General features: G+C 59.6%; 22 protein-coding genes and 1 pseudogene. 16 read left to right on the top strand and 7 right to left on the bottom strand.

All coding sequences use genetic code 11. The features are described 5' to 3' along the window. The first annotated feature begins 72 nt into the window (after positions 1-72). Positions 73-1,011, top strand: a pseudogene (locus FAA97_RS17730) (IS110 family RNA-guided transposase). A 16-nt stretch (positions 1,012-1,027) separates the two neighbouring features. On the opposite strand, the gene FAA97_RS17725 reads toward FAA97_RS17730, so the two are convergent. Beyond that, positions 1,028-1,825 carry an NAD-dependent epimerase/dehydratase family protein gene (locus tag FAA97_RS17725; protein ID WP_136599950.1) on the bottom strand — a complete coding sequence of 266 codons (798 nt, stop codon included), beginning with the start codon at positions 1,823-1,825 and terminating at the stop codon, positions 1,028-1,030. Positions 1,826-1,966: 141 nt separating this feature from the next. On the opposite strand from FAA97_RS17725, the gene FAA97_RS17720 reads away from it, so the two are divergent. The 8 genes from FAA97_RS17720 (at position 1,967) to FAA97_RS17685 (ending at position 9,843) form a co-directional block, all read left to right on the top strand. Next, positions 1,967-2,707, top strand: a complete 741-nt coding sequence (locus FAA97_RS17720) for a FadR/GntR family transcriptional regulator (RefSeq protein ID WP_136599891.1) — start codon at positions 1,967-1,969, stop codon at positions 2,705-2,707. A gap of 69 nt (positions 2,708-2,776) precedes the next feature. Next, the gene (gene kdgD / locus FAA97_RS17715; RefSeq protein ID WP_136599890.1) at positions 2,777-3,682 is read left to right on the top strand and encodes a 5-dehydro-4-deoxyglucarate dehydratase; all 906 of its coding nucleotides are present in this window, start codon (positions 2,777-2,779) and stop codon (positions 3,680-3,682) included. Position 3,683: 1 nt separating this feature from the next. After that, positions 3,684-4,820, top strand: coding sequence for a mandelate racemase/muconate lactonizing enzyme family protein (locus FAA97_RS17710; RefSeq protein ID WP_136599889.1), 1,137 nt, complete (start codon positions 3,684-3,686; stop codon positions 4,818-4,820). Beyond that, positions 4,820-5,698: an amidohydrolase family protein gene (locus FAA97_RS17705; RefSeq protein WP_136599888.1), complete on the top strand. Its 879-nt coding sequence runs from the start codon at positions 4,820-4,822 to the stop codon at positions 5,696-5,698. The genes FAA97_RS17710 and FAA97_RS17705 overlap by 1 nt, the downstream gene beginning before the upstream one ends. Before the next feature lie 61 nt (positions 5,699-5,759). Continuing rightward, complete coding sequence (locus FAA97_RS17700; RefSeq protein ID WP_136599887.1) at positions 5,760-6,734, top strand: TRAP transporter substrate-binding protein; 975 nt, start codon at positions 5,760-5,762, stop codon at positions 6,732-6,734. Positions 6,735-6,807: 73 nt separating this feature from the next. Beyond that, on the top strand, positions 6,808-7,323 hold the full coding sequence (locus FAA97_RS17695) for a TRAP transporter small permease (protein WP_136599886.1): 516 nt from the start codon (positions 6,808-6,810) through the stop codon (positions 7,321-7,323). Then, positions 7,323-8,603: a TRAP transporter large permease gene (locus FAA97_RS17690; RefSeq protein ID WP_136599885.1), complete on the top strand. Its 1,281-nt coding sequence runs from the start codon at positions 7,323-7,325 to the stop codon at positions 8,601-8,603. Before FAA97_RS17695 ends, FAA97_RS17690 begins: the two co-directional genes overlap by 1 nt. 187 nt (positions 8,604-8,790) lie before the next feature. After that, positions 8,791-9,843: an ornithine cyclodeaminase gene (locus FAA97_RS17685; protein WP_136599884.1), complete on the top strand. Its 1,053-nt coding sequence runs from the start codon at positions 8,791-8,793 to the stop codon at positions 9,841-9,843. Positions 9,844-9,849: 6 nt separating this feature from the next. On the opposite strand, the gene FAA97_RS17680 is transcribed toward FAA97_RS17685, so the two are convergent. From FAA97_RS17680 to FAA97_RS17655, 6 genes are all read right to left on the bottom strand, one after another. After that, positions 9,850-10,416, bottom strand: a complete 567-nt coding sequence (locus FAA97_RS17680; protein ID WP_136599883.1) for a regulatory protein RecX — start codon at positions 10,414-10,416, stop codon at positions 9,850-9,852. 60 nt (positions 10,417-10,476) lie between these two features. Further along, on the bottom strand, positions 10,477-11,688 hold the full coding sequence (gene repC, locus FAA97_RS17675) for a plasmid replication protein RepC (RefSeq protein WP_136599882.1): 1,212 nt from the start codon (positions 11,686-11,688) through the stop codon (positions 10,477-10,479). 287 nt (positions 11,689-11,975) lie between these two features. Then, the gene (gene repB / locus FAA97_RS17670) at positions 11,976-13,055 is read right to left on the bottom strand and encodes a plasmid partitioning protein RepB (RefSeq protein ID WP_136599949.1); all 1,080 of its coding nucleotides are present in this window, start codon (positions 13,053-13,055) and stop codon (positions 11,976-11,978) included. Beyond that, entirely contained in the window at positions 13,055-14,308 is a 1,254-nt protein-coding gene (gene repA / locus FAA97_RS17665) for a plasmid partitioning protein RepA (protein ID WP_168801037.1), read from the bottom strand. Before repA ends, repB begins: the two co-directional genes overlap by 1 nt. A gap of 351 nt (positions 14,309-14,659) precedes the next feature. Continuing rightward, on the bottom strand, positions 14,660-15,808 hold the full coding sequence (locus FAA97_RS17660; protein WP_136599880.1) for an osmoprotectant NAGGN system M42 family peptidase: 1,149 nt from the start codon (positions 15,806-15,808) through the stop codon (positions 14,660-14,662). 92 nt (positions 15,809-15,900) lie between these two features. After that, positions 15,901-17,187 carry a glycerate kinase type-2 family protein gene (locus FAA97_RS17655; RefSeq protein ID WP_136599879.1) on the bottom strand — a complete coding sequence of 429 codons (1,287 nt, stop codon included), beginning with the start codon at positions 17,185-17,187 and terminating at the stop codon, positions 15,901-15,903. 187 nt (positions 17,188-17,374) lie between these two features. Here FAA97_RS17655 and FAA97_RS17650 point away from each other — a divergent pair, with 187 nt between their 5' ends. The 7 genes from FAA97_RS17650 to FAA97_RS17620 all read left to right on the top strand — a co-directional run bounded on the left by FAA97_RS17650 (position 17,375) and on the right by FAA97_RS17620 (position 24,975). Beyond that, positions 17,375-18,328 (top strand): sugar-binding transcriptional regulator, encoded by a 954-nt coding sequence (locus tag FAA97_RS17650; protein ID WP_136599878.1) that lies wholly within the window; start codon positions 17,375-17,377, stop codon positions 18,326-18,328. A gap of 149 nt (positions 18,329-18,477) precedes the next feature. Continuing rightward, positions 18,478-19,791, top strand: a complete 1,314-nt coding sequence (locus FAA97_RS17645; protein ID WP_136599877.1) for an ABC transporter substrate-binding protein — start codon at positions 18,478-18,480, stop codon at positions 19,789-19,791. 173 nt (positions 19,792-19,964) lie between these two features. Next, on the top strand, positions 19,965-20,837 hold the full coding sequence (locus FAA97_RS17640; RefSeq protein ID WP_136599876.1) for a carbohydrate ABC transporter permease: 873 nt from the start codon (positions 19,965-19,967) through the stop codon (positions 20,835-20,837). Positions 20,838-20,848: 11 nt separating this feature from the next. Continuing rightward, on the top strand, positions 20,849-21,673 hold the full coding sequence (locus tag FAA97_RS17635; RefSeq protein ID WP_136599875.1) for a carbohydrate ABC transporter permease: 825 nt from the start codon (positions 20,849-20,851) through the stop codon (positions 21,671-21,673). Positions 21,674-21,684: 11 nt separating this feature from the next. Beyond that, on the top strand, positions 21,685-22,683 hold the full coding sequence (locus FAA97_RS17630) for an ABC transporter ATP-binding protein (RefSeq protein WP_136599874.1): 999 nt from the start codon (positions 21,685-21,687) through the stop codon (positions 22,681-22,683). Further along, positions 22,680-23,456: an L-iditol 2-dehydrogenase gene (locus FAA97_RS17625; protein WP_136599873.1), complete on the top strand. Its 777-nt coding sequence runs from the start codon at positions 22,680-22,682 to the stop codon at positions 23,454-23,456. Before FAA97_RS17630 ends, FAA97_RS17625 begins: the two co-directional genes overlap by 4 nt. Positions 23,457-23,493: 37 nt before the next feature. Next, complete coding sequence (locus FAA97_RS17620; RefSeq protein WP_136599872.1) at positions 23,494-24,975, top strand: mannitol dehydrogenase family protein; 1,482 nt, start codon at positions 23,494-23,496, stop codon at positions 24,973-24,975. The last annotated feature ends 3 nt before the right edge of the window (positions 24,976-24,978 follow it).

Raw genomic sequence — 24,978 nt, 5'->3', positions numbered from 1 at the left:
GCCGTTCCATCGACCCCGAACAGTCGCTTGGGCCGCTCGAAGCGAAGCCCGCTTGTGCAAGGATGGGATAAGATGGACGCTCTCCACATTGGTATCGACGTCTCGAAAGATCGTCTGGATGTCGCCGCAAACACTCCCTCGATAGCCCCTTTTCATGTCCCGCGTGATCATGCTGGGCTCGCCGACCTGGTCGAGCGATTGAAGCCTCTTCAGGCCGAACGGATCGCTATTGAGGCGACCGGTGGCTTTGAAACCGTCGTTACGGCGGCGCTTGCGGCGGCCGGGTTGCCGGTTGTCATCGTCAATCCGGCGCAAGTGCGGGCCTTTGCGCAGGCGCTCGGCAAAAGGGCCAAGACCGATCCGATCGATGCGGCAGTGATTGCCCGTTTCGCCGCAGCCACCAAGCCCGACCTGCGCCCGTTGCCGGACGCCGAGACGGAGGCCCTGGGTGATTTCGTCGCCCGCCGGCGACAGATCGTCGCCATGATCGGCGCCTAAAATCAACGCCTTAAACGGGCATCGACCCGCACGGCCAACAGCATCAAGCGGCTCCTGAAGGCGCTGGAGAAGGAGCTTGCCGACATTGATCAGGACATCGACGAAACCATCCGCCGTTCGCCAAACTGGCTCGACAAGGTCGAGCTCATGAAATCGGTCCCCGGCATTGGCGACCAGATCGCCCGCACGCTGATTGCCGAATTGCCGGAACTCGGCAAGCTCGATCGACGCCAGATCGCCGCTCTGGTCGGCCTTGCTCCCTGGACACGTCAATCCGGCCAATGGCGCGGCAAGAGCTTCATCGGCGGAGGTCGCGCCGCCGTCAGAACGGCGCTCTACATGGGCGCACTCGTTGCCGCGCGCCATAATCACACCCTCAAAACCTTCCGTGATCGCCTCGTCGCTCAGGGAAAGCCAAAGCTCGTCGCCATCATCGCTGTCGCCAGAAAGCTCATAACCATCCTCAACGCTCTCATAAGGGACAATCAATCATGGCGCGAACAAAACGCTTGACTGACAAGACAGTCGCTCACTCCTCGCTGAAAATTGGATCGAGCACAAAGGGCCCGCCTTGATAAACGGCGGTGGCGTGGTCAGGCGCCGGCTTGGCAACGGCCGCATCGATATCTTTCCGAAATCTCTCGGCATTATCTTTCGGACGCCAGCCCAGGTAAGACACGTGCTCATTGCTCCACCAACGACTGTCATTGTCCGAGCATCCCCAGATCACGGGGCATCCGAGGCGGGGAACGCGAAAGATGCACTCGATCATGCTGAGAAAATCATCGTAGCTCATCCAGGTCGACAGCATGCGATGGTTGGTCGGCCTCTCCATGCAACTGCCGATCCGAACCAGCGCCGTTTCCTGGCCGAATTTTTCGAAATACATCCGCGCCAGCGCTTCGCCGAAGCACTTTGAGACGCCGTAGAGGCCGTCGGGACGCTGCGGCATGGTGTGATCGAGATACTCATCCTGACGATAAAACCCAATCGTATGATTGGAACTGGCAAACAGGATGCGCGGCATGCCGTTGGCCCGCGCAGCCTCATAGAGATTGTGAAGTCCCAGAATGTTGGCGTTGAGGATCTTGGAAAACTTGTCTTCTACCGAGATTCCACCCAGATGGATGATGCCATCGCAGCCATCCACCAATCGGTCAACCGCAGCCCGGTCCCCAAGATCGCATTGCATCTCCTCCTCGTGGTCCGCAACTGCGCCGAGGTCGCTAATATCGGACACGCGAAGGATCTCAGCCATTCCTGCCAGCCGCGGCCGCATCGCACGACCCAGTCCTCCGGCGGCACCCGTCAACAATAGCCGTTTCATCCGCATCTCCCCCTGAGCCAAGTCATCATACAAGCTATTCTTAACTGTTCGTATGGTGCCATTCAAGTGGCAAGCCCATTGCAAACCTGACAGACGAGTTTATGACTGTTTAACGAATGACTGGCGGCAAGGGGAAGTTACATGACACAGGCAAAGTCCGAGGCGGGAGGCGGTACGCTAACCCAGCGGTTGGCCGAGGTCCTGCGAAAGGCGATCCTTGCCGGCCAATTCCCTCCGGGCGGAAAACTGCCGAGCGAGGCGCAGCTTTCAGAGGCACACGGCGTTTCAAGAACCGTTGTGCGTGAAGCGATTGCCGCCTTGAGGGCTGATCGGCTCGTTGAGGCGCGTCAAGGTGCGGGTGTCTTTGTACTCCAGCCCCCTGAAGCGCCCGCTCCGTCGCTTGGCCTCGGCGAGATTGATCCGGCGCGCGTTTCCTCCATGATCGAATTGCTGGAACTGCGCACAGCCGTCGAGGTAGAGGCCGCGGGACTCGCCGCCCTGCGCCGCTCGCCGGCGCAGGAAGAGGTGATCCATGAGCGGCACCATGCCGTTCTTGCCTGTCTCAAGGCCGGCCAATCGACCACCGAAGCGGATTTTGCCCTGCATCTGGCGATCGCAGAAGCCACCAACAATCCGCGCTTTCGCGAGTTCCTGGCGATGATCGGTCGCAATGTCATTCCCCGCGCCGCCCTGCGAGACGAGGACAAGGAAGAAGACCAGACCGCCTATCTGCAGCTCATTCACGACGAACATGCCGAGATTGTCGAGGCCATCTCCGCCGCCGACGAAGAAGGCGCGCGCGACGCCATGCGCCGCCATCTGCGCGGCAGCCAGAGCCGATACCGGGCGCTTTTGCGGGAGCAACGCCAACCTGTACGATGACTGTTGACTCAATGGCGCATAACACGTATGACAACTTGGCCGGAGGAGGCCAACAGAGGATATTCGATTATGACGCCGCAAGAAATCAAGGTCGCGCTCGGCGCGGGCCTGCTGTCCTTCCCTGTCACCCATTTCGATAGCGAAGGTCAGTTCCAGCCGGACAGCTATGCCAAGCATGTAGAATGGCTGTCCGGATATGATGCTCCGGTCCTGTTTGCCGCTGGTGGCACGGGTGAATTCTTCTCCCTTTCGCCGAGTGAAATTCCGCGCATCGTGGCAACCGCCAAGGAAGCCGCCGGCAAGACCGCGATCGTATCCGGCTGTGGTTACGGCACGGACATGGCCATCGAGATTGCCCGCGCTGCCGAAAAGGCCGGCGCTGACGGCATCCTGCTCCTGCCGCATTATCTGATCGATGCACCGCAGGAAGGCATCTACCACCACGTCAAGCGCGTTTGCCAGTCGATCGGGATCGGCGTCATGGTCTACAACCGCGACAATTCGGTCATCGGCGTCGACACGCTGAAGCGTCTCTGCGACGAGTGCCCCAACCTCGTTGGCTTCAAGGACGGCACGGGCGAGATCGGCCTTATCCGCCAGATCACGGCCACCATGGGCGACCGCCTGACCTATCTCGGCGGCATGCCGACAGCCGAACTGTTCGCCGAAGCCTATCTCGGTGCCGGCTTTACCACCTATTCGTCTGCCGTCTTCAACTTCGTGCCTGGCCTTGCAGTCGAGTTCTACAACGCCTTGCGCGCCGGCAATCGCGCCCGTTGCGAAGAGATCCTGCGGGACTTCTTCTACCCGTTCATGGCGCTTAGGGCCCGTCGCAAGGGTTATGCTGTCGCTGCCGTCAAGGCGGGCGTTCGTCTGCAAGGCTTCAATGCCGGCAAGGTGCGTTCTCCGCTCGATGACCTGACCCGCGAAGAAGAAGAGATTCTCGCAAAGCTGATCGAACCCTGGAAGCGCTAAAATGAAGATTGTCGACGTTCGCACCCATCTCCTTGAGCATCGGCTCTCCGTTCCGTTCCAGAGCGCATCCATGCGCTTTGACCGGCGGGCGCATGTGCTGGTCGAGATCGTGTGCGACGACGGCACCACGGGCTGGGGCGAATGCCTCGGCCCGGCTCGCCCAAATGCTGCGGTGGTTGCCGCCTACAAGCCCTGGCTGATCGGCGCCAATCCGCTGGAAACGGAAAAGATCTGGGCGACGCTCTACAACGCCCTGCGCGATCAGGGCCAGCGCGGGCTGACGATCACAGCGCTTTCCGGCATCGACATCGCACTCTGGGACATCAAGGGCAAACACTTCAAAGCCCCCGTCTCGGTTCTGCTCGGCGGACGTTTCCGCGAGACCGTCAGGGCCTATGCTACCGGCAGCTTCAAGCGGGACGGGGTCGACCGCGTCGAAGACAATGCCACCGACATTGCAGCCTATCGGGCCCAGGGTTTCCACGCCTCCAAGATCAAGGTGGGCTTCGGCATCGAGGAAGACCTGCGCGTCATCAAGGCTGCCCGAGACGCCGCCGGATCCGAGATGCGCCTGATGGCCGACGGCAATCACGGATATGGCGTGCTGGAAGCCGTCGAATTCGGCCGGCGTGCGGCAGAATACGGCCTCGATTGGTTCGAGGAGCCTGTCGTGCCCGAACAGCTGGCGGCCTATCGCGAGGTCCGTGCCAAGCAGCCGATCCCGGTGGCCGGTGGCGAAACCTGGCACAGTCGCTGGGGCATGAAGGAACCGATCGAGACACGCTGCATCGATATCGTGCAGCCGGACCTTGCCGGCGTGGGCGGATTTACCGAAGCCAAGCGCGTGGCCGATTTGGCCGCCTTGCATGGCGTTCGCGTGGTCCCGCATGTCTGGGGCACCGCCGTGCATATCGCCGCTGCCCTTCAGTTCATTGCCGCCATGGTTCCGGATCCGGTGCGCGTCAATCCGATCGAACCGATCCTCGAATTCGACCGCACGGACAACCCTTTCCGCCAGGCGGTGATCAAGACGCCGATCGAACATCTGAACGGCGTGGTTTCCATCCCGGATGGCCCGGGCCTCGGCATCGAGATCAATCGCGATGCCCTGGCCGACTTCAAGATGAAGGATGATTGATGGCACTCGTTCGCCCCCTGATCGGCCGCAAACCAAAGATCGCGCTGCCAAAGGGGGCGATCGATACACAGATGCATGCCTATCTGCCGGGCTTCCCTTCGCTTGAAGGTGGCCCCAGCCTTCCTGCTGGCGACCTGCCGACCCCGGAACAGTATCGCGCCTTCATGCGCTGGATCGGTATCGACCGCGTCATCATCACCCAGGGCAATGCACACCAGCGCGACAATTCTAATCTGATCGCTTGCCTCAACGATTTCGGCGATCTCGCCTGGGGTGTCGCAGCCGTAGACGGCTCCGTATCGGAGGCCGAGCTGGCGGAACTGGCGGAAACACGTGTCATCGGCCTGCGCATCATGGACCTGCCCGGCGGCGGCGTCGATCTCAGCCAGCTCGAAGCGGTCGATGCCATTGCAGCAAGCCGCAACTGGATGCTCGCGGTCCAGTTCGACGGCAGCAACATTCTCGATCATGAGGCACGCCTTTCCCGGCTGAAATCGCGCTGGGTGCTGGATCACCATGGCAAATTCTTCTGCGGCGTTACACCCGACAGCCCGCAGATTGCCGCCGTGAGGCGTCTGATCGATGGCGGAAACTGCTGGTTCAAATTTGCCGGCGCCTATGAATCCTCGAAGTCTGGCGGACCGGACTTTGCCGATATCGCCGCCGTCGCCCGACAGATTGCTCAGCATGCGCCGGAGCGCATCGTCTGGGGTTCGAACTGGCCGCATAACCTCGCGCGCTCACAAGACGACTATCCCGATGACGCGGCACTGACGGACACAGTGCTCGGCTGGCTGCCCGACGATCCGGCGCGCCATCTCGCTCTCGTGGATAACCCGCAAGAACTTTTCGGTCTCAAACCTGCGGGGAGCAGGTAGCCGATGAGCAATCCGCCGTTACGGGAGGTTTCGGCGGTTCAATCAAGGAGGAGGAAAACACATGAAAACGACCGCAATGCTCAGCCTGGCAATGGGTTTGACCCTTGGCGCCAGCGCCGTCTTCGCACAGGAAATGACCCTGCGCTCTGCCGATATTCACCCCGACGGCTATCCGACTGTCGATGCCGTCAAGTTCATGGGCGAACTGGTTTCACAAAAGACCAATGGCCGCATCAAAATCGAGGTCATGAACAACGCATCGCTCGGTTCAGAAAAGGACACGATCGAGCAGACGCGCTTTGGCGTCATCGATATGAACCGCGTCAACAGCGCGCCTTTCAATAACCTCGTACCGGAAACCGTCGTCTTCGGCCTGCCCTTCCTGTTTCGCGACACCGAACATATGCACAAGGTGGTCGATGGCGAAATCGGTGACGAGGTGCTGGCCGCCTTTGAGCCGCATGGCCTGATCGGTCTTGCCTGGTATGATTCCGGCGCTCGGTCCTTCTATTCAACCAAGAAGCCGATCGAAAAACTCAGCGATCTTGCCGGCATGAAGGTCCGCGTCCAGCAATCCGATCTCTGGATCGCGATGATGGAAGCTTTTGGCGCCAACCCGACCCCGATGCCCTTTGGTGAAGTCTATTCGTCGCTGGAAACAGGCGTCGTCGATGCGGCTGAAAACAACTGGCCATCCTATGAATCCTCGCGCCACTTCGAGGTGGCAAAAAACTACACGCTGACCGATCACTCCCTGACACCGGAAATCCTCGCGATCTCCAAGGTCACATGGGACAAGCTCTCCCCCGAAGATCAGGCCATCATGCGCGAAGCGGCGAAGGAATCCGTTGGCAAGATGCGTGAACTTTGGCAGGCACGCGAAAAAGCATCCGAGGAAAAGATCCGCGCTTCCGGTGCCAACATCATTACGGTCGACAAGGCAGAATTCTCCGCCGCCATGCAACCTGTCTATGACAAGTTCATCACGGATCCGAAGATGAAAGAGCTCGTCGAGCGCGTCCGCGCCGTCAAGTGACCTGAAGGCAATTGGCGGGCCGAGCGTCAGGTTCGGCCCGCCTTCTTCAAGCGCATCGCCTCAGGAGAACATCATGGAGCGCTTTCTCGGGGCCATCAGGCCCTCCTTGGGGAGGTTAAGCCTCCTATGCCTTTATCTCGCAGCGTTCGGCGTTGTCGCCATGACCGCCATCATTGGCTGGCAGGTCTTTGCTCGTTACATGCTCAACGATACGCCAAGTTGGTCCGAGCCGTTGTCACTCCAGCTCATGTCCTGGTTCATCCTGCTGGGGGCCGCCGTCGGGGTCCGCGAAAGCGTTCATCTCGGCCTCGATTTTGTCCGACACGGCATGCCTGTTCGGATACAGCGGCTCATGGATCTGCTCAGCATGGGGCTGGTCGTGGTTTTCGGCTCAGCCATGAGTTATCACGGGCTTCAGCTTGCAATGGGCACCTGGACGGCTCGGATACCGGTTCTCGGCTGGCCAGGCGGCGTCGACTTCTTTCCGCTGATCGCCGGCGGCGCGCTGATTGCGCTTTTTGCCCTTGAGCGCTTCCTCGACATTCTCATCGCCAGACCTGCGTTGGACAACGCGCCGGAGCACAGCTGATGGCCTACACAATCCTGTTTGGCACCTTCGTGACCCTGATGCTGATCGGCATGCCGATCGCATTCTGCCTTGGTCTCGCTTCGCTTGCGACGGTCCTCTATCTCGGCCTGCCGCCGATCGTGGTCTTCCAGCAGATGAATTCCGGCATGAACGTCTTTGCCATGATGGCGATCCCGTTCTTCATCTTCGCCGGCGATCTCATGGTGCGTGGTGGTATTGCGCATCGCCTGATCCGCTTTGCCGCCGGTCTCGTCGGGCATCTGCGCGGCGGGCTCGGGCAGGTGAACATCATCGCCTCAACTCTTTTCGGCGGTATTTCCGGCTCCGCCGTTGCGGATGCATCGGCTGTTGGCGGGTTGATGGTCCCGCAGATGGCCGCTCGAGGCTATGATCGGGGCTATGCTGTCAACGTGACCGTGACGTCGGCCATCATCGCGTTGCTCATCCCTCCCTCGCACAACATGATCCTCTACTCCATCTCCGCCGGAGGCACCGTCTCCGTCGCCGACCTCTTCACCGCAGGCATCATTCCCGGTCTGATGATGACGATCGCGCTGATGATCACAGCCTATATCGTCGCGCGGCGGCGAGGCTATCCGTCTGAACCCTTCCCGGGATTTGCAAGGCTAGGCTATTTCCTCGCCGCCGCCCTTCCCGGCCTTCTCCTGATCGGGATCATTTTTGGCGGCGTTCGCTCTGGTATCTTCACCGCCACCGAAAGCTCCTGCATCGCCGTCATCTACGCGTTGCTCGTCGCACTTCTCGTTTACAGGGAACTGGACTGGGCAGGTTTCCAGGAGGCCGTCCTTGGTGCCGTTCGCACCACGTCGCTCGTACTTCTCGTCATCGGAACGGCGGCATCCTTTGCCTGGCTGATGTCCTTTCTCCAGGTGCAGACGTCGCTGATCCAGTTCGTCCGCTCGGTCTCCGACAATCCGATCATCGTCTTGCTGTTGATCAATGTTGCCCTGCTTGTCCTTGGAACCTTCATGGATATGGCACCGCTGGTCATCATCTCGACGCCGGTGCTCCTTCCAATCGTCAAAGCCTTCGGGATCGATCCGGTGCATTTCGGCGTGATCATCATCCTGAATGCAGGCATTGGCCTGGTAACGCCTCCAGTGGGAACCGTGCTCTTTGTCGGTTGCGCCGTCGGCAAGATCACCATCCGGGAAGCGATGAAGACGATTTGGCCGTTCTTTGGCGCCATGTTGGTCGTGCTCGCATTGGTGATTTACATACCCGCGCTTTCCCTCTGGTTACCGAGCCTCTTCAAGTAAGACGCTGAATCAGCCGACGAACCTGAAGAGGGTCTCCTATCGGAGGCCCTTTTCGCATTCTGGCCAGAATGAACAATCAGACACTCATTTGTGCGCAATGCGCGCGACAGAACGATAGCTTTTCGACATTTCGATAAGAACTTGACGGCAATACACTGGAGTGAGTTCATCCTTACAACGGTGGCCCATGACAGCACCCACGCCTTCCGAAAAAGCTCTCGTCCCCTTCGTCAGCGTTGAAAACATGATGCGCCTGGTGCACCAGGTCGGCATCGAGAGGTTGCTGGTCGAATTGACCGATGTCATCGAGGAGGACTTCCGCCGTTGGCCGCTCTTCGACAAGACGCCGCGCGTTGCCTCTCATTCGAGGGATGGCGTCATCGAACTCATGCCCACGTCGGACGGCGAGATCTACGCATTCAAATATGTGAACGGCCATCCGAAAAACATGGGTCAGGGCCTGCAGACCGTGACGGCCTTCGGACTGCTCGCCGAAGTGTCGACAGGCTACCCTGTTCTGTTGACAGAGATGACGCTGCTGACCGCGCTGCGCACGGCCGCAACATCGGCGATGGTCGCGCGGAAGCTGGCGCCCTCTGGCTCGACAACCATGGCCATGATTGGCAACGGCGCCCAAGCAGAATTTCAGGCGCTGGCGATGAAATCCGTGCTTGGCGTCAGCAGGCTCAGGCTCTTCGACATCGACCGACGTGCAAGTGAAAAGACAAAGCGTAACCTTGATGGCTTTTGCTTCGAGATCGAAATCTGCAACTCGGCCCAATCTGCGATCGAAGGCGCCCAGATCATAACGACCTGCACTGCCGACAAGCAGTTTGCGACCATCCTGACAGACAACATGGTCGGGTCGGGCGTGCACATCAACGCAATTGGCGGGGATTGTCCGGGCAAAACCGAACTTCATCCCGACATCCTGCGCCGCTCGAAAACCTTCGTCGAGTATCCGCCGCAAACCTGGATTGAAGGTGAGATCCAGCAAATGGAGAAGGATTACCCGGTCACCGAAATCTGGCAGGTGCTTTCCGGTCAGGCGGAAGGTCGCACCAGCAGCACGCAGATCACCCTATTTGACAGTGTCGGCTTCGCGATCGAGGATTTTTCGGCTCTGCGCTATGTCAAAAACCGTATCCGCGGAACCAACCTCTTTCAGGAGATTGATCTGATCGCGGATCCGGACGAGCCGCGCGATCTCTTCGGTATGCTGGAGCGGGCGAAAAGCTGAGGAAGCTCAGCCGGCAAGAACGTCCTCTGCCTCGGTCCGCGACATTGCCATCACGCGCCGGATCAAATCAAAGCCGTATCCCTGACGCGCAAAAGAAGCGATTTCCCTGTTCCGCGATGCTTCATCCCCCTCCTTGCGACGGAAAGGTCCAAAGGCTTTCTTGCGGGCATAGACCACGGCCGGCCGGAAATCGTCCTGTTCGGACAGCACCTCGGAGATGATTGAGATCTCGATGCCCTTCTCTGCTAGCTTCCGTGCCACCGCCCGTTTCGATTTGCCGCCGCGGGCTGCTGAATTGGCGCGGATCTCCGCGTAAGCCTGATCGTCCAGCGCCAACATTGAACGACCAAAGGCGATTGCTGCCTCAGCAAGTTCGGCGAGCTGACGCTCGTTGATGGGATCAAACTTAGACTTGGCCTTGCGCCTGATCGCGTCACCCAATTCCTTCTCGGTCATCATCCGCCGCCCCAGCCGATAGGCGGCAGAATTGCGCGCCCAGGTTAGCATCCGCGGTGTGGCGGCGGCCTCTGAAGCATCGTCCGAAGCAAAGTCGTTGGGTGCGGTTACGTCCATTTTTCTTCCGATATCAATGGTTTCGGTCATCGCCCGTTGACAGCCGTCAACCTGGTCACGCTATTCCCGGTTCCTTTCAAGCGCCTGCATCATCGGGAAGATGCTGAAAGTCTTCCGCTCCGCTTTTGCCGTCAAGTCTCGCAAATAGCCGCCTGGCGAACGGATGTCCTCTGCGCGTTCGAGCATCATCGCAATCACGATCGAAGCCGCCTGCTCGCCCATGGCTTTTTTCGCTTTCGCCCAGGCATCCGGCGAAATGCCGAGCATGGATCGAACGAGGTCCGCGGCTCGCTGCAAATCCTGCCAGGTTTTCATACCACCGCTGCAATAGTCGCCAATCTGCGGGCAAATTCTGCGCAGTCGCTCAAGGCTCACCGCCACCCTCCGCGGTTCTGGCTTCCCCGGCGCTTCCGCCCCCTCACTTGTCTCTTGGCCGTTTAATTCAAATGGTAGGTCTGTGTTTGAATTCTGATAGTGGCGCTCGTTTTGAAGGTCATTGCCGCTCATTTCTTCTTCAGAAAGGCTTGAAAGATATGCGTTTTCCACTTCCGAACGAAAAGCCACCAGGCGATCACGCAACGACCTTAGGCTTGGCGCGTCGACGTTGCGTGGAAGAGCGCCAAAGGAGAGTTCGTGAAAGCGCATCAGGAACTGATCCCAGTCGCCAGAACGCACTTCTTCGAGGGCTGCTGTGATGATCTTCGAGATATCCCGCAGATGGAGGGAAACCTCTGTCCTGACCAAACGAAGTGCCTTCGCCTCAGCCCGCGCCTGCTCTGCCAGAGAGAGGATCTCGGCTGCCTTGAGCGCCAAGGGAGAAAGATCAAAGCCAAAAGCATCCTCAACGTCACCATGGTCGCCCCGCAAGCAATAGCGCTTGCCATTGGCGCTGTCGCGACGGAACAGAAGACCGGCATCGATCAATGCTGCGATATGCCGGCGGATTGTTGCCGGCGCCATGCCGCGCGCGCGCAGAGACAGCTCGCGATTGGATGGAAAGACGATGATCGGCTTGGAGCCATCCAGTTCCCGGTCCGGGGTAAAGCTGACCAGCGCTTCGAGCAGACCTATCGCGCGGTCGCTCAGGCCGAAATGGCCGCGTGCTTCCGTGAGCGCCCGCAGTAGCTGCCACTTGTCGGCACGGCCCGTGTCATTGCCACCCGTGCCAGCTTGCAGTTTCTCCTGCCGTTCCGCAACCTTGGCCTGGCGCGCAAAAACGCGCGCAGACATCCGGCCGCCGCCGAATGGCGTCGTTCCAACTCTCTCAATCATCGCATTGTCCCCTTTTTGAAGAGGCAAGAGGAGGCCTGCGAAACGTCTCTAGAGCACAAGAGATCGCCTTCGGGGTCACATGATCTGTGCCCGACTCTTGACTTTGCGTGTTGGAAGTGATTCTCTCAGATTGCTACATAGGAGAGGGGCTTCCGGAACGTGACGTTTTGGGGGCCTTTTTTCTTGTCTCCGCGTTTCCTTTCCGTGGTTTCGCGTTGATGCAGAGGACCCAATTTCACCGGATCCAAGCTCGAATCAGAAAGGCCGGCAATGCGGCCTCCCAGGTTTCAGTGTTTCGTTTTCACGTGATCCGCATAAGCGCGGCTCAATAGCTCTGACAGATGGTCGAGAAATGCCGGGTCTGCGTCCTTGGCAAAATCGATCTTCACCGCACGTCCCTGCCGCCGGTATTCGGCGAAGCTGCGACCATCTTCCGCCACCAGCTTGATCGGTTCATTCACGGTGCGCGTTACCGCAATAGGCGTCATCAGGCGCGTGAAGAGAAGCTCAAAGCGGCGGTCGCTGTCGGCTGTGCGAAATGTCTCCCGCGCGATTTCTTCCCGCGCAGCATCGTCGGCCGACTTTGCCGAGAGAAGTTCAACCATTTTCATCCAACGATCCCGGCCCGCCTTAGGCGCAGGGCCAATGGCGCGCACGACGAGATCCGGCAACCCGTCTGCGACCTGCAGCAATCGCGACAGCTCGGACTTCTGCACGGCCAGGGCATCGCCGATCAGTTTGCGATCGAAGCCGCGCGCGGCAAGTGTCTTGGCAAACAGCGCGCGCTCGATGAAGGACAGATTGCGCCGCTCGGCGTTTTCCTTACCCTGAGCAACAACCAGTTCATCGTCTGTCAGGGGCCGAACCAGCGCCTTGACCTCAAGGCCCAGCGCTTGCGCCGCCCGCAGTCGCCGGTGACCGTAGGCAACCTGGAAGCGCCCTTCCTGATCCGGATGCGGGCGAACGAGGATCGGCACCTGCTGACCGCTTTCACGCATGCTTTCGATCAGCTCGGCAAACTGCGGATCGTCCACCTCGCCGCTCGTCAGGCGGTCCTGGACAAAGGAAACCTCAATGCGGCTCGTCGGCAGGGAAAGCACACGCTCGCCCTCCTCCAGTGCCTGGCGCAACTGACGCGCTTCTTCGGCTTCCCGGGCAATCGTCGAAAGGGAGAGGCCCATGGCCTTGACCGCACCGGAGGCCGCGCGTGCAGGTCCAGACTGACCCTCCGTGCCGCGCGACTCTGCCGCTGCCTTCGATGCCTCTTCTGCCGAATTCAGGCCCGCGCCCGATTTCGTCTCTGGTGCCAATGGCGTCGCATCGCCGAAGAGCGCCTTGATGGAATTCTTCCTGTCGCGTCCGCTTATCATGTCCGCCTCCAGGCTGCGTGGATCAGTGCCTCGATTTCTCCATTGACGGAATCAAGAGATTCCATCGCGCGGTCATAGGTGCCGCGTGAAAAGTTCTCGCGCCCGACTTCGTACAATGTCTGCTTGGTCAGACCGGCATCTGAAATCGCCGTCGATTTCAACATCGGCGCGGTCAAGACGCGATTGCCAAACAGCGAGCGCAGGAAACCGACGATCTGGGTCTGCGGTCCGTCATGCGGCTCGAAGCGCGTGACCAAATAACGAAGAAAGTCAAAATTCAGCTGGCCGCCAGCCTCCCGCACAACGGACAAAAGGTCTGACGTCATGAACAGGAACTGGCTCATGGAAGCGACGTCGAGCATTTGCGGGTGAACGGTCACCACAACGGATGTGGACGCACAGAGTGCCGACAGCGTCAGATAGCCAAGCTGCGGCGGGCAGTCGATGACGACAACGTCGTAGTCATCCGCAACGGTCGCCAGCGCTGCCTGAACTCTGGTGAAGAAGAGCGAATGCGTGTCGCCCGACCGGCGCTCGGCCAGGGCACGCGGTGTCGCATGCTCGAACTCTTGCAGTTCGAGATTGCCGGGAACGAGGTCCAGACCGTGGAAATAGGTCTTGCGAATGATATCCTTCAGCGGCCTTGCATCACCGTCATAGCGGATTGCGCCATAGATCGTGTCATTGCCCTCGAGGTCGAGTTCCGGCTGATAGCCGAAAAGGGCCGACAGTGAGGCCTGAGGATCGAGGTCGACGGCCAACACGCGATGACCGGTCATGGCGAGGTACTGCGCCAGATGCACCGAAGACGTCGTCTTGCCTGAGCCGCCCTTGAAGTTGGTGACCGAGATGACCTGCAGATGTTCTCCGCGCGCCGGATCGCGCCATTTCACGTAGGAACGGGCCTTCCCATCATTGCCCTTGGCGCGCGCCTGTTCAGCCAGGAAGTGGCGCAGCGCATCGATGTCCGACAGGGAATAATAGCGCCGTCCACCGGCGCCAACATCGGGCTGCGGCCCCTCGCCGGCCAGCGACAACTGGCGCAAATAGCCATCGGAGACGCCGATCAAACGCGCCGCCTCACCCGAGGTAAAAGAACGCAAGGACTTCTGCGCTGTGGGCGGAAACAGCCGCTCGCGCATGGCCTGCAACTGCGCTGAAAGCGCCTGCGCGTCTTCCGCGATCGTTTCGTCTGCCGGGCGCAAATGCACGTTCTCCTCCGAATTGGCCCCGATCGATGGCTGACCCATCATCCACTCCAAAATTTGGCCCTTTGTTCAACGCCAACGACGCTGAGTATTTTTGGGCGAACTGCACGCAGCTTCCGCGATTCTTTCAGCAATGAAAATACGTGGCGCTGGCGAACTAACAGAAAGCAATCTCAGTAACGGACAATGTGACAAGTTATGGTCCATTCCCGTAACGGGACCGTGGGGCATCGAACGATTCGGGTCAAGCGATTTTGCGTTAACGAAACCTTAACGGCTGACCTGTGCTTTGGGAAGAAATCGGCTGATTAAACGCGTACTTCCAACAATTTAGGTTCTCATCAGCGTGCGTGGCGAAGTTGTCACATCTGCAACTGATCCCACAGAGACGGCTCATTCAGTCTCGATTTCCTGGCTCGGTGCTGCCGCCGGAACCTCCTGATGCGTGAATCCGGAGAGATCGGAAATTTCGTCCGCATCTCGCTCGATCTCAACGTCGCTTGCGCCATAAAGTGCACATAGGCGCGCATTGGAGACGAGAGCGTGCAGATGAATTCGTTCATAACCATGTGACCCATCGACCCCGAACGTCACCAGGGCGGTGCGCACATCGTGTCCGGCCTCAACGGCGGATGCGGCGTCCGAGCGGTAGTAAAGAAAGACGTCCTTCTGCAGGGGAATGCCATGGCTGCGGCAGAGATAGGCGAGCTTTTTCGACAGATGGTAGTCGAAGGGGCCGGTTTGATCTGCCATGGCGAGGGTGACGCCGAACTCGCTCGAATTCTGACCCGGTGCAGAGGTTCCATTGTCGACCGCAACAAGGGAGGCAATCTCGGGTGTCAGCACGGCGGAGGCACCGACACCCACCTCCTCCCCGATCGTAAAGAGCCAATAGGTATCAACCGGCGTCTCAATGGATTGGCGTTGCATCGCCTCGAGTGCTGCCAGCATGATGGCAACGCCTGCCTTGTCATCGAGATGGCGGGAAACGATGAAGCCGTTGTCCAAAAATTCCGGCTGGGGGTCGATGGCGACGATGTCGCCGACTTCAATTCCCAATTGGACAAGATCGTTCCGATCGCGGCTGAGGGCGTCCACACGCAGTTCTACATGCGGCCAACCGCTTGGCTGCGTATCGACCTCATCGTTGAACACATGGCCTGATGCCTTCAGAGGCAGAATTGTGCCGCGATAGGTGCCTTTGTCCGAAAAGATCGAGACACGCGCGCCCTCGGCAAACCGGGCAGACCAGTGGCCGATCGACACCAGCTCCAGTCGACCATTTGTCTTCAGTGCCTTGACCTGCGCACCGAGCGTATCGAGATGGGAAACGATCGCGCGTGCCGGACGCCGGCTTCGTCCCTTGCGCAGGGCGCGAATTGCGCCGCGGCGAGTGAGCTTCACCTCAAGTCCCAAGCGCTCCAGTTCCCGTGCAGTATAACGCACCGCCTCATCGGTAAATCCGGTTGGGCTTGCGATGGAAAGTAGGGCATTTAGGTGCCTGGTCAGGTAGTCGGCGTCGATCGTCAAAGCTTCGGTCATCCATGCCTATCTCTGGCAGTTGTCCGAAAGATCAAGCCTTTGCGCGGAAAAAAGCGCACCTGCATAATTGGCGCCGGCACGCTACGGAACTCTCAGAGGATTAGGATCGCGCGGATATCGTTGACATTGGTCAGCGTCGGTCCCGTCACGACCAGGTCGCCAATCGCTGAAAAGGCCGAAAAACTGTCATGTCCCATAAGGCAGCCGCGGGGATCGATCTGCGCTTCGCGCAGTCTTGCCAAGGTATCGGGGGTGACGATCGCGCCTGCGGCGTCCTCGACACCGTCGATACCGTCAGTGTCTCCCGCCAGTGCATAAACACCGTCACAGCCTCTGAGGCCAAGGGCCAGCGACAGGAGAAATTCGGTGTTCCTGCCCCCCTTTCCAGCGTTCCCCTTGCCAATGGTCACCGTGGTTTCACCGCCGGACAGAAGGACGGCGGGCGGGGCGATGGGGTATGCGTGGAGACGAATGGATCGAGCAATCCCAGCCATGACCGTGCCGACGTCGCGCGCCTCTCCCTCCAAGGCATCGCCCAGGATCAGAGAAGGCAGTCCCCACGCCGCCGCCTCTTCAGCTGCGGCTTCAAGCGCGAGCTTCGGCGACGCGATGAGACGGACGTCATCAGGGCTTTCGCCTAAATTTGGCGTTTCCTCACCGCTCTCCAGAACGGCGCGCGCGGCCTCTGGGAGCTCGATTTGATAGCGTGCTATGATCTCTTGCACTTCAGCAAGGCTCGTTGAATCAGGTACCGTCGGTCCAGAGGCAATCTCTGAAGGGTCGTCGCCGGGAACATCCGAGATCAAGAGCGATACGACGCGCGCAGGCGATGCCGCTTGCGCAAGGCGCCCACCTTTGATGCGGGACAAATGCTTTCGCACCGTATTCATTTCCGCAATGGTTGCACCGCTTGCAAGCAGGGCCTTGTTGACCAGTTTTTTGTCCTCAAGCGTCATGCGCCCGGCTGGCGCAACCATCAGCGCTGAGCCGCCGCCGGACAGAAGCGCAATCACCAGATCATTCGCCGTGAGCCCTTGCACGCACTCAAGAATCCGGTTGGCAGCGGAAAGGCTGTTTTCATCGGGAACCGGATGGGCGGCCTCAATAATCTCGATGCGGCCGGCGGGAACGGCATGACCATATCGCGTGACCACAACACCTGACAGATCGACGTCCGACCATGCCTCGTCGAGCGCGGCAGCCATTGCTGCGGAAGCTTTGCCGGCGCCAACGACCACACAGCGACCTGTCGGCTTCTCCGGCAAATGGGAGGGCAAGACAGCGGCAGGGTCGGCGCTTCGAATGGCGGCATCGAATACAGCCCTCAAGACCAGTCTTATCTTGGTTTCATCCCACGACGCCGGGAAGGGAATTTCCATATCTGCCTCCTCACTCACCGCGACAAGACTATCCTCAGTCTCTCACACTGCAATGCCTCCTGACCCATACACCGAGCCAGATATCGCTTTTTCAGCCACCCAACCTCGCCGCAGAGATCGGAAACGCAGCTCTCAATTGACATCGCGTTGAAAACGTTCCAGCCATGAATTGAGGTTGGAGGAATGCATGGCTAAGCGCAACGAGGCACAGACACGGCTGGATGATGCGGCAAGGGCCGGCTGGCTCTACTATGTCGCCGGTCGCACCCAGGATGAAATCGCGCATATTCTCGGCGTCTCGCGCCAGACGGCGCAACGCCTGGTCTCGCTCGCTGTTGCCGAAAAACTGGTCAAGGTGCGGCTCGATCACCCGATTGCAGAATGCCTGGAGCTCGCCGAAGCCGTCAAGGCACGCTACAATCTGAAATCCGTGGAAGTCGTGCCGAGCGATCCATCCTCAACCTCGACGACCACAGGCGTTGCTGAGGCGGGAGCTGCCGAGCTTGAACGCTGGCTCAAGCGCAACGATCCCCTGATCGTCGCCATGGGCACCGGGCGGACGCTGCGTGCACTTATCGATCAGCTCTCCCCGATGGAATGTCCGCAGCACAAGGTTGTTTCGCTGACCGGCAATATCAGTCCGGATGGTTCTGCTGCCTATTTCAACGTCATCTTTTCCATGGCGGACGCCATCAAGGCTCCACATTTCCCGATGCCTCTCCCGGTTATCGTTTCGTCGAGAGAAGAACGCGACCTTTTGCACAGACAGCCTCTGGTGGCCCCAACCATCGCCCTTGGCCATCGAACGGACGTCGCCTTTGTCGGCGTTGGCGAAATCACCATGCAGGCGCCGCTGCTGGTCGATGGATTCCTCGATGAAGCCGAGATGCGCCAGTTGCTCGATATCGGCGCTGTCGGCGAAATCTGCGGCTGGATCTTCGATGGTGATGGCAATCTCATCGATCATCCCGTCAACGAACGGGTCGCCAGCCTGCCACTTCCGCCGCGAGATCGCGCAACTGTTCTGGGTCTCGGGCAGGGTACAAGAAAGCATACCGCAATCCGTGCAGCCTTGCGTGGTGGCCATTTGAATGGCCTGATCACCGACGAAATGACCGCGCGTTATCTGCTTCAATCCTAGTCCCTTAACAAATTTTTTGCATAGAATTCAGGCAGTTCGTGTCTGGAAACAGCGAATCCGTGCCTTCCCCCCATTGACAGCGGCCACCTCTTTGATGAGTAATTGCCCACGAGCTAAGCGAATGCTCATTATCCTTCTGGGAGGAAGACATGAAATTGAAGTCTGTGCTGCTGGGCGCGTGCTCGGCAATCGTTCTCGCCGGCATCGCACATGCCGAAACGCTCACCATCGCAACCGTCAACAACGGCGACATGATCCGCATGCAGGGTCTGACGTCCGAATTCACGACCGCGAATCCGGACATTCAGGTCGAGTGGGTCACGCTGGAAGAAAACGTCCTGCGCGAGCGCGTCACGACTGACATCGCCACCAAGGGCGGCCAGTATGACATCATGACCATCGGCACTTATGAAGTTCCGATCTGGGCCAAGCAGGGCTGGCTCGTTGCCCTCGACAACCTCGGCGCCGACTACGACGTCGATGACCTTCTGCCGGCCATCCGTTCCGGTCTGACGGGCGAAGACGGCAAGCTCTATGCGGCTCCGTTCTACGGCGAATCCTCGTTCATCATGTACCGCAAGGACCTGATGGAGAAGGCCGGCCTCACCATGCCCGACGCCCCGACCTGGGAATTCGTGGCTGATGCAGCCCGCAAGATGACCGACCGCGCCAACGACATCAACGGCATCTGCCTGCGCGGCAAGGCCGGCTGGGGCGAGAACATTGCCTTCCTGACGGCTACGTCCAACGCCTTCGGCGCCCGCTGGTTCGACGAAAAGTGGCAGCCGCAGTTCGATCAACCGGAATGGAAGAACACGCTCGACTTCTACGTCAAGCTGATGAACGATGCCGGCCCGCAGGGTGCGTCCTCGAACGGCTTCAACGAAAACCTCGCGCTGTTCCAGCAGGGCAAGTGCGGCATGTGGATCGATGCCACGGTTGCGGCTTCCTTCGTGACGAACCCGAAGGACTCCACCGTTGCTGACAAGGTCGGCTTCGCGCTCGCTCCGGACACCGGTCTCGGCAAGCGTGGCAATTGGCTCTGGGCCTGGAACCTTGCCATCCCGGCTGGCTCGCAGAAGACGGCGTCTGCCGAGAAGTTCATCTCCTGGGCAACCAGCAAGGCCTATGCCGAGCTCGTCGCCTCCAAGGAAGGCTGGGCAAACGTTCCTCCGGGCACCCGTACGTCTCTCTATGAGAACGCCGAGTACCAGAAGGCTGCTCCTTTTGCCAAGATGACGCTGGACTCGATCAACGCGGCGGACCCGAAGGCACCGACCGTCAAGCCGGTTCCGTATGTCGGCGTCCAGTTCGTCGCCATCCCGGAATTCCAGGGTCTGGGCACCACGGTTGGCCAGCTGTTCTCGGCTGCCCTTGCCGGCCAGATGTCGGTTGACGATGCTCTGAAGCAGGCCCAGGACGTTTCGGTCCGCGAAATGACCCGCGGCGGTTACATCAAGTAAGCTCCTCCCGAAGACGCCGTCCGGATCCCGTGTCCGGGCGGCCCCTATAGCGGATCGACCAGGCGGACCGGCGGTTCCGCTCCGTCTCAAGGCCGCAGACTGTGTCCGCCTGGAATGACGAGCCGCAGCGCCCGATAACGGAGACGCCGGCCTCTAGCAAGAGATCTAAACCCATGGCTACCCAAAACACCCGGACGCTTGCCCGTCTGATGATGGCGCCTTCCGTCGGCCTTCTCCTTGTGTGGATGATTGTGCCGCTGGCGATGACGCTCTGGTTCTCGTTCCAGAACTACAATCTGCTCAATCCGGCCAATGTTAGCTTTGCCGGCCTGTTCAACTACAAGTATTTCTACACGGATCCGGCCTTCTTCCAGTCGATCTGGAACACGATGCTGATCGTCGGCGGCGTTCTTGCGATCACGGTCGGCGGCGGCATTGCCATCGCGCTCCTGCTCGACCAGCCGATCTTCGGTCAGGGCATCGTCCGCATCATGATCATCTCGCCCTTCTTCGTCATGCCGCCGGTCGCAGCGCTGGTGTGGAAGAACATGATTATGCATCCGGGCTACGGGGTTCTCGCCGATATCAGCCGATTTTTCGGCTTCCAGCCCGTCGACTGGTTTGCCCATTATCCTCTGTTTTCGATCATCGTGATTGTCGCCTGGCAGTGGCTGCCCTTTGCCACCCTCATTCTGCTCACAGCCCTTCAGTCGCTTGACGGCGAGCAGAAGGAAGCGGCGGAAATGGACGGTGCCGGCTTCATCAACCAGTTCATCTACCTGACACTGCCGCATCTCGCCCGCGCGATCACCGTCGTCGTTCTGATCCAAACGATCTTCCTGCTCGGCGTCTACGCGGAAATCCTGGTCACAACCAATGGCGGCCCCGGCTATGCCTCCACCAATCTGGTGTTCCTGATCTATCGCACAGCCCTTCTCGGCTACGACGTTGGCGGTGCATCCGCCGGCGGCATCATCGCCATCATCCTCGCCAACATCGTCGCCTTTTTCCTGATGCGCGCGGTCGGCAAGAACCTGGACCGCTGAGGAGACCGACCATGGCAAGAGCTGCTTCCACCCGCAAGAAAATCGCCTTCACCGCCTTGGCCTGGCTGGTCGCGATGGTGATCTTCTTCCCGATCCTCTACACGATCATCACCTCGCTGAAGACAGAGACGGAGGCCATCCAGGGTTTCGACCTTCTCCCGTCCTTCACGCTGGAAAACTATGTCACGGTGCAGACGCAGCGCGACTACTTCAAGCCCTTCATGAATTCGGTCGTGATCTCTGTCGGATCGACCATCCTTGCCCTGCTGATCGCCATTCCGGCAGCCTGGGCCATGGCCTTTTCCCCAACGAAGAAGACCAAGGACATCCTGATGTGGATGCTCTCCACCAAGATGATGCCGGCGGTCGCCGTGCTCGTGCCGATCTACCTGATGTTCCGCGACTTTGGCCTGCTCGACACGCGGATCGGCCTGACCATCATGCTGATGATGATCAACCTGCCGATCGTGGTCTGGATGCTCTATACCTATTTCCGGGAAATCCCGGGTGAGATCCTCGAAGCCGCGCGCATGGATGGCGCGTCGCTCCTCAACGAGATCGTCTATGTCCTGACACCGATGGCGGTGCCTGGCATTGCTTCCACCATGCTGCTCAACGTCATCCTGGCGTGGAACGAAGCCTTCTGGACCATCCGCCTCACCACCACGAATGCGGCCCCGCTCACCGCCTTCATCGCCTCCTTCTCCAGCCCGCAGGGTCTCTTCTGGGCCAAGCTTTCGGCAGCCTCGACGCTTGCCATCGCCCCGATCGTCATCCTCGGCTGGTTCAGCCAGAAACAACTCGTCCGCGGCCTCACCTTTGGCGCTGTGAAGTAAGGAACAAGAAGATGGGTAGCATCACACTTCAGAACGTGTCGAAGACCTTCGGCGAAGTCTCGGTCATTCCCTCCATCGACCTCGAAATCAACAATGGCGAATTTGCCGTCTTCGTTGGCCCGTCCGGCTGCGGCAAGTCCACGCTGCTGCGCCTGATCGCAGGTCTGGAAGACGTATCCGGCGGCAAGATCCTGATCGATGGCAAGGACGCAACCGACAAGGCGCCGTCGCAGCGTGGCCTTGCCATGGTCTTCCAGTCCTATGCGCTCTACCCGCATATGAGCGTGCGATCCAATATCGGCTTTCCGCTGAAGATGGCGAAGGTCGACAAGGCCGAGATCGACCGCAAGGTCGAGGAAGCCGCAAAGATCCTGAACCTCACGGACTATCTGGAGCGCAAGCCGCGCAACCTGTCGGGCGGCCAGCGCCAGCGCGTCGCCATCGGCCGGGCCATCGTGCGTTCACCGGAATGCTTCCTGTTCGATGAACCGCTGTCGAACCTGGATGCCGCATTGCGCGTCAACATGCGCCTCGAAATCTCGGAGCTTCACCAGAAGCTGAAGGCGACGTCGATCTACGTCACCCATGACCAGGTGGAAGCCATGACCATGGCCGACAAGATCGTCGTCCTGAACAAGGGCCGCATCGAACAGGTCGGCTCGCCGCTCGAACTCTATCGCAGCCCGCGCAACCTCTTCGTCGCCGGCTTCATCGGCTCGCCGAAGATGAACTTCATCACCGGCGCCAAGGCCGCCGAAAAGGGTGCTCACACGATCGGCATCCGGCCCGAGCACATGACACTCTCGACCACCGAAGGCGCCTGGAAGGGCAAGGTGACCGTGGCCGAACATCTGGGCTCTGACACCTTCCTGCATATCGCGACCGAAGATTTCGGCACGATCACGGCGCGTTGCAGCGGCGAAATGCCGGTGCGCCACGGCGACACCGTCTATGCGACACCGGATGAAACCCGCCTTCACCGTTTTGACGAAAAGGGATTGGCGCGATGAGCGGCAGGCTATCAGGCAAATCGGCGCTGATCACGGGTTCCGCCCGCGGAATCGGCCGCGCTTTCGCGGAGGCCTATGTCCGCGAAGGCGCAACGGTCGCCATTGCCGATATCGATCTTGCCAGCGCAGAGAAAACGGCTGCCGAAATCGGCCCACAGGCCTATGCCATCAAGCTCGACGTCACCGACCAGGCCTCGGTCGATGCAGCCATTGCGTCGGTGGAAGCGCGTGCTGGCGGCATCGACATCCTGATCAACAATGCAGCCCTGTTCGACCTCGCGCCGATCGTCGAGATCACGCGCGAAAGCTATGACAAGCTTTTCTCGATCAATGTCGCCGGCTCGCTCTTCATGCTGCAGGCGGCGGCGAAATCCATGATCGCCCGCGGCAAAGGCGGCAAGATCGTCAATATGGCGAGCCAGGCGGGGCGGCGGGGCGAAGCCTTGGTGGCGGTCTATTGCGCCACCAAGGCTGCCATCATCTCGCTGACCCAATCTGCCGGCCTAGACCTGATCAAGCATGGCATCAACGTCAATGCCATCGCACCTGGTGTCGTCGATGGCGAGCACTGGGACGGCGTCGACGCGCTGTTTGCAAGACATGAAAACCGACCGCTCGGCGAGAAGAAGAAGCTTGTCGGCGCAGCCGTTCCCTTCGGCCGCATGGGCCGGGCGGAAGACCTGACCGGCATGGCGATCTTCCTCGCCAGCACAGAAGCCGACTATATCGTTGCCCAGACTTACAATGTCGACGGCGGAAACTGGATGAGCTGACGGGCATAATCTGCGCCCAGAGCCAAGGAATGCGACCATGACGACCAAACTCTCGCTCGCCACTCTTTCTTCGATCACCTCGGCCGCGCTACCGAGCTATAACCGCGATCAGATCAGCGCCGGTATCCTGCATTTCGGCGTGGGAAACTTTCACCGCGCCCATATGGCTGTTTACCTGCACGAGTTGTTCAATCAGGGCCTCGATCATGACTGGGGTATCATCGGCGCCGGTGTCATGCCCTCCGATCAGAAGATGCGCGACACGTTGAAGGCGCAGGATTTTCTGACCACGGTCGTTGAACAGGACACAAGCCGTTCTGCCGCGACGATCACCGGTCCGATGATCGATATTCTCACCGCTCCCGATTTCGATCGCATCATCGAGGCACTCGCAGATCCGAAAATTCGGATCGTATCGATGACGATCACGGAGGGCGGCTACTTCCTAGATCCGGCCACCGGAAAGTTCGACCCCAAACATCCAGCAATCGTCGCCGACGCCGAAGATCCGGCTCATCCGAAGACCGTCTTCGGTCTCATCATCGCCGGCTTGAAGCTGCGCCGTGAGCGCGGCATCGCACCCTTCACGGTCATGTGCTGCGACAATATTCCTGGAAATGGTGAAGTCACCGAGGCCACCGTCTGCGGTCTGGCAAAACTCTCCGATCCGGACTTCGCCCACTGGATTCACGAAAACGTCGCCTTCCCCAACGCGATGGTCGATCGCATCACGCCCGCCACCGGCGCCCGCGAAATCGACATCACGCGCGACACTTACGGCATCGCGGACGGTTGGCCGGTTTTCTGCGAAGAGTTCAAACAGTGGGTGCTGGAAGACAAGTTCCCGCTCGGTCGCCCTGCGCTTGAGAAGGTCGGCGTTACCTTTGTTCCGGATGTCGCCCCTTATGAGTTGATGAAGCTGCGCATCCTCAATGGTGGTCATGCGGCAATTGCCTATCCGGCAGCACTGATGGATATTCACTTTGTCCATGAAGCGATGGAAAACGAGCTGATCCGCGCCTTCCTGGCCAAGCTTGAGAATGAGGAAATCATTCCGGTGGTGCCCCCGGTACCGGACACCAGCCTCAGCGACTATTTCGACCTGATCGAGCGGCGCTTTTCCAACCCGAAAATCGGCGATACCATTCCGCGCCTGGCACAGGACGGTTCCAACCGCCAGCCGAAATTCATTCTACCGTCGACGGCCGACCGCCTTGCCAAGGGCATGGATGTTCAGGGCCTTGCGCTCGTTTCCGCGCTGTGGTGCCGTTATTTTGAAGGTCAAAGCGATAGCGGCAAGGCGATCGTGTTCAATGACGGCAGCGCCGAGCGTCTGCACGCCGCGGCTCTTGCCTCGCGCGACAACCCAACGGCCTTCCTGGCACTCGACGACATCTTCGGCGCTGTCGGCACGCATCCGCAGTTCGTCAAGCGCTTTGAAGAGGCACTGAGCAGCTTACGACAAGAAGGAACTGCAGAAACGTTGCGCCGCTATTTGAACGGCACGCTCGCAGCGTAAACT

The sequence above is a fragment of the Peteryoungia ipomoeae genome, from assembly GCF_004912165.1.
Taxonomy (GTDB): domain Bacteria; phylum Pseudomonadota; class Alphaproteobacteria; order Rhizobiales; family Rhizobiaceae; genus Allorhizobium; species Allorhizobium ipomoeae.
This window is presented reverse-complemented; position numbering and strand designations above follow the sequence as displayed.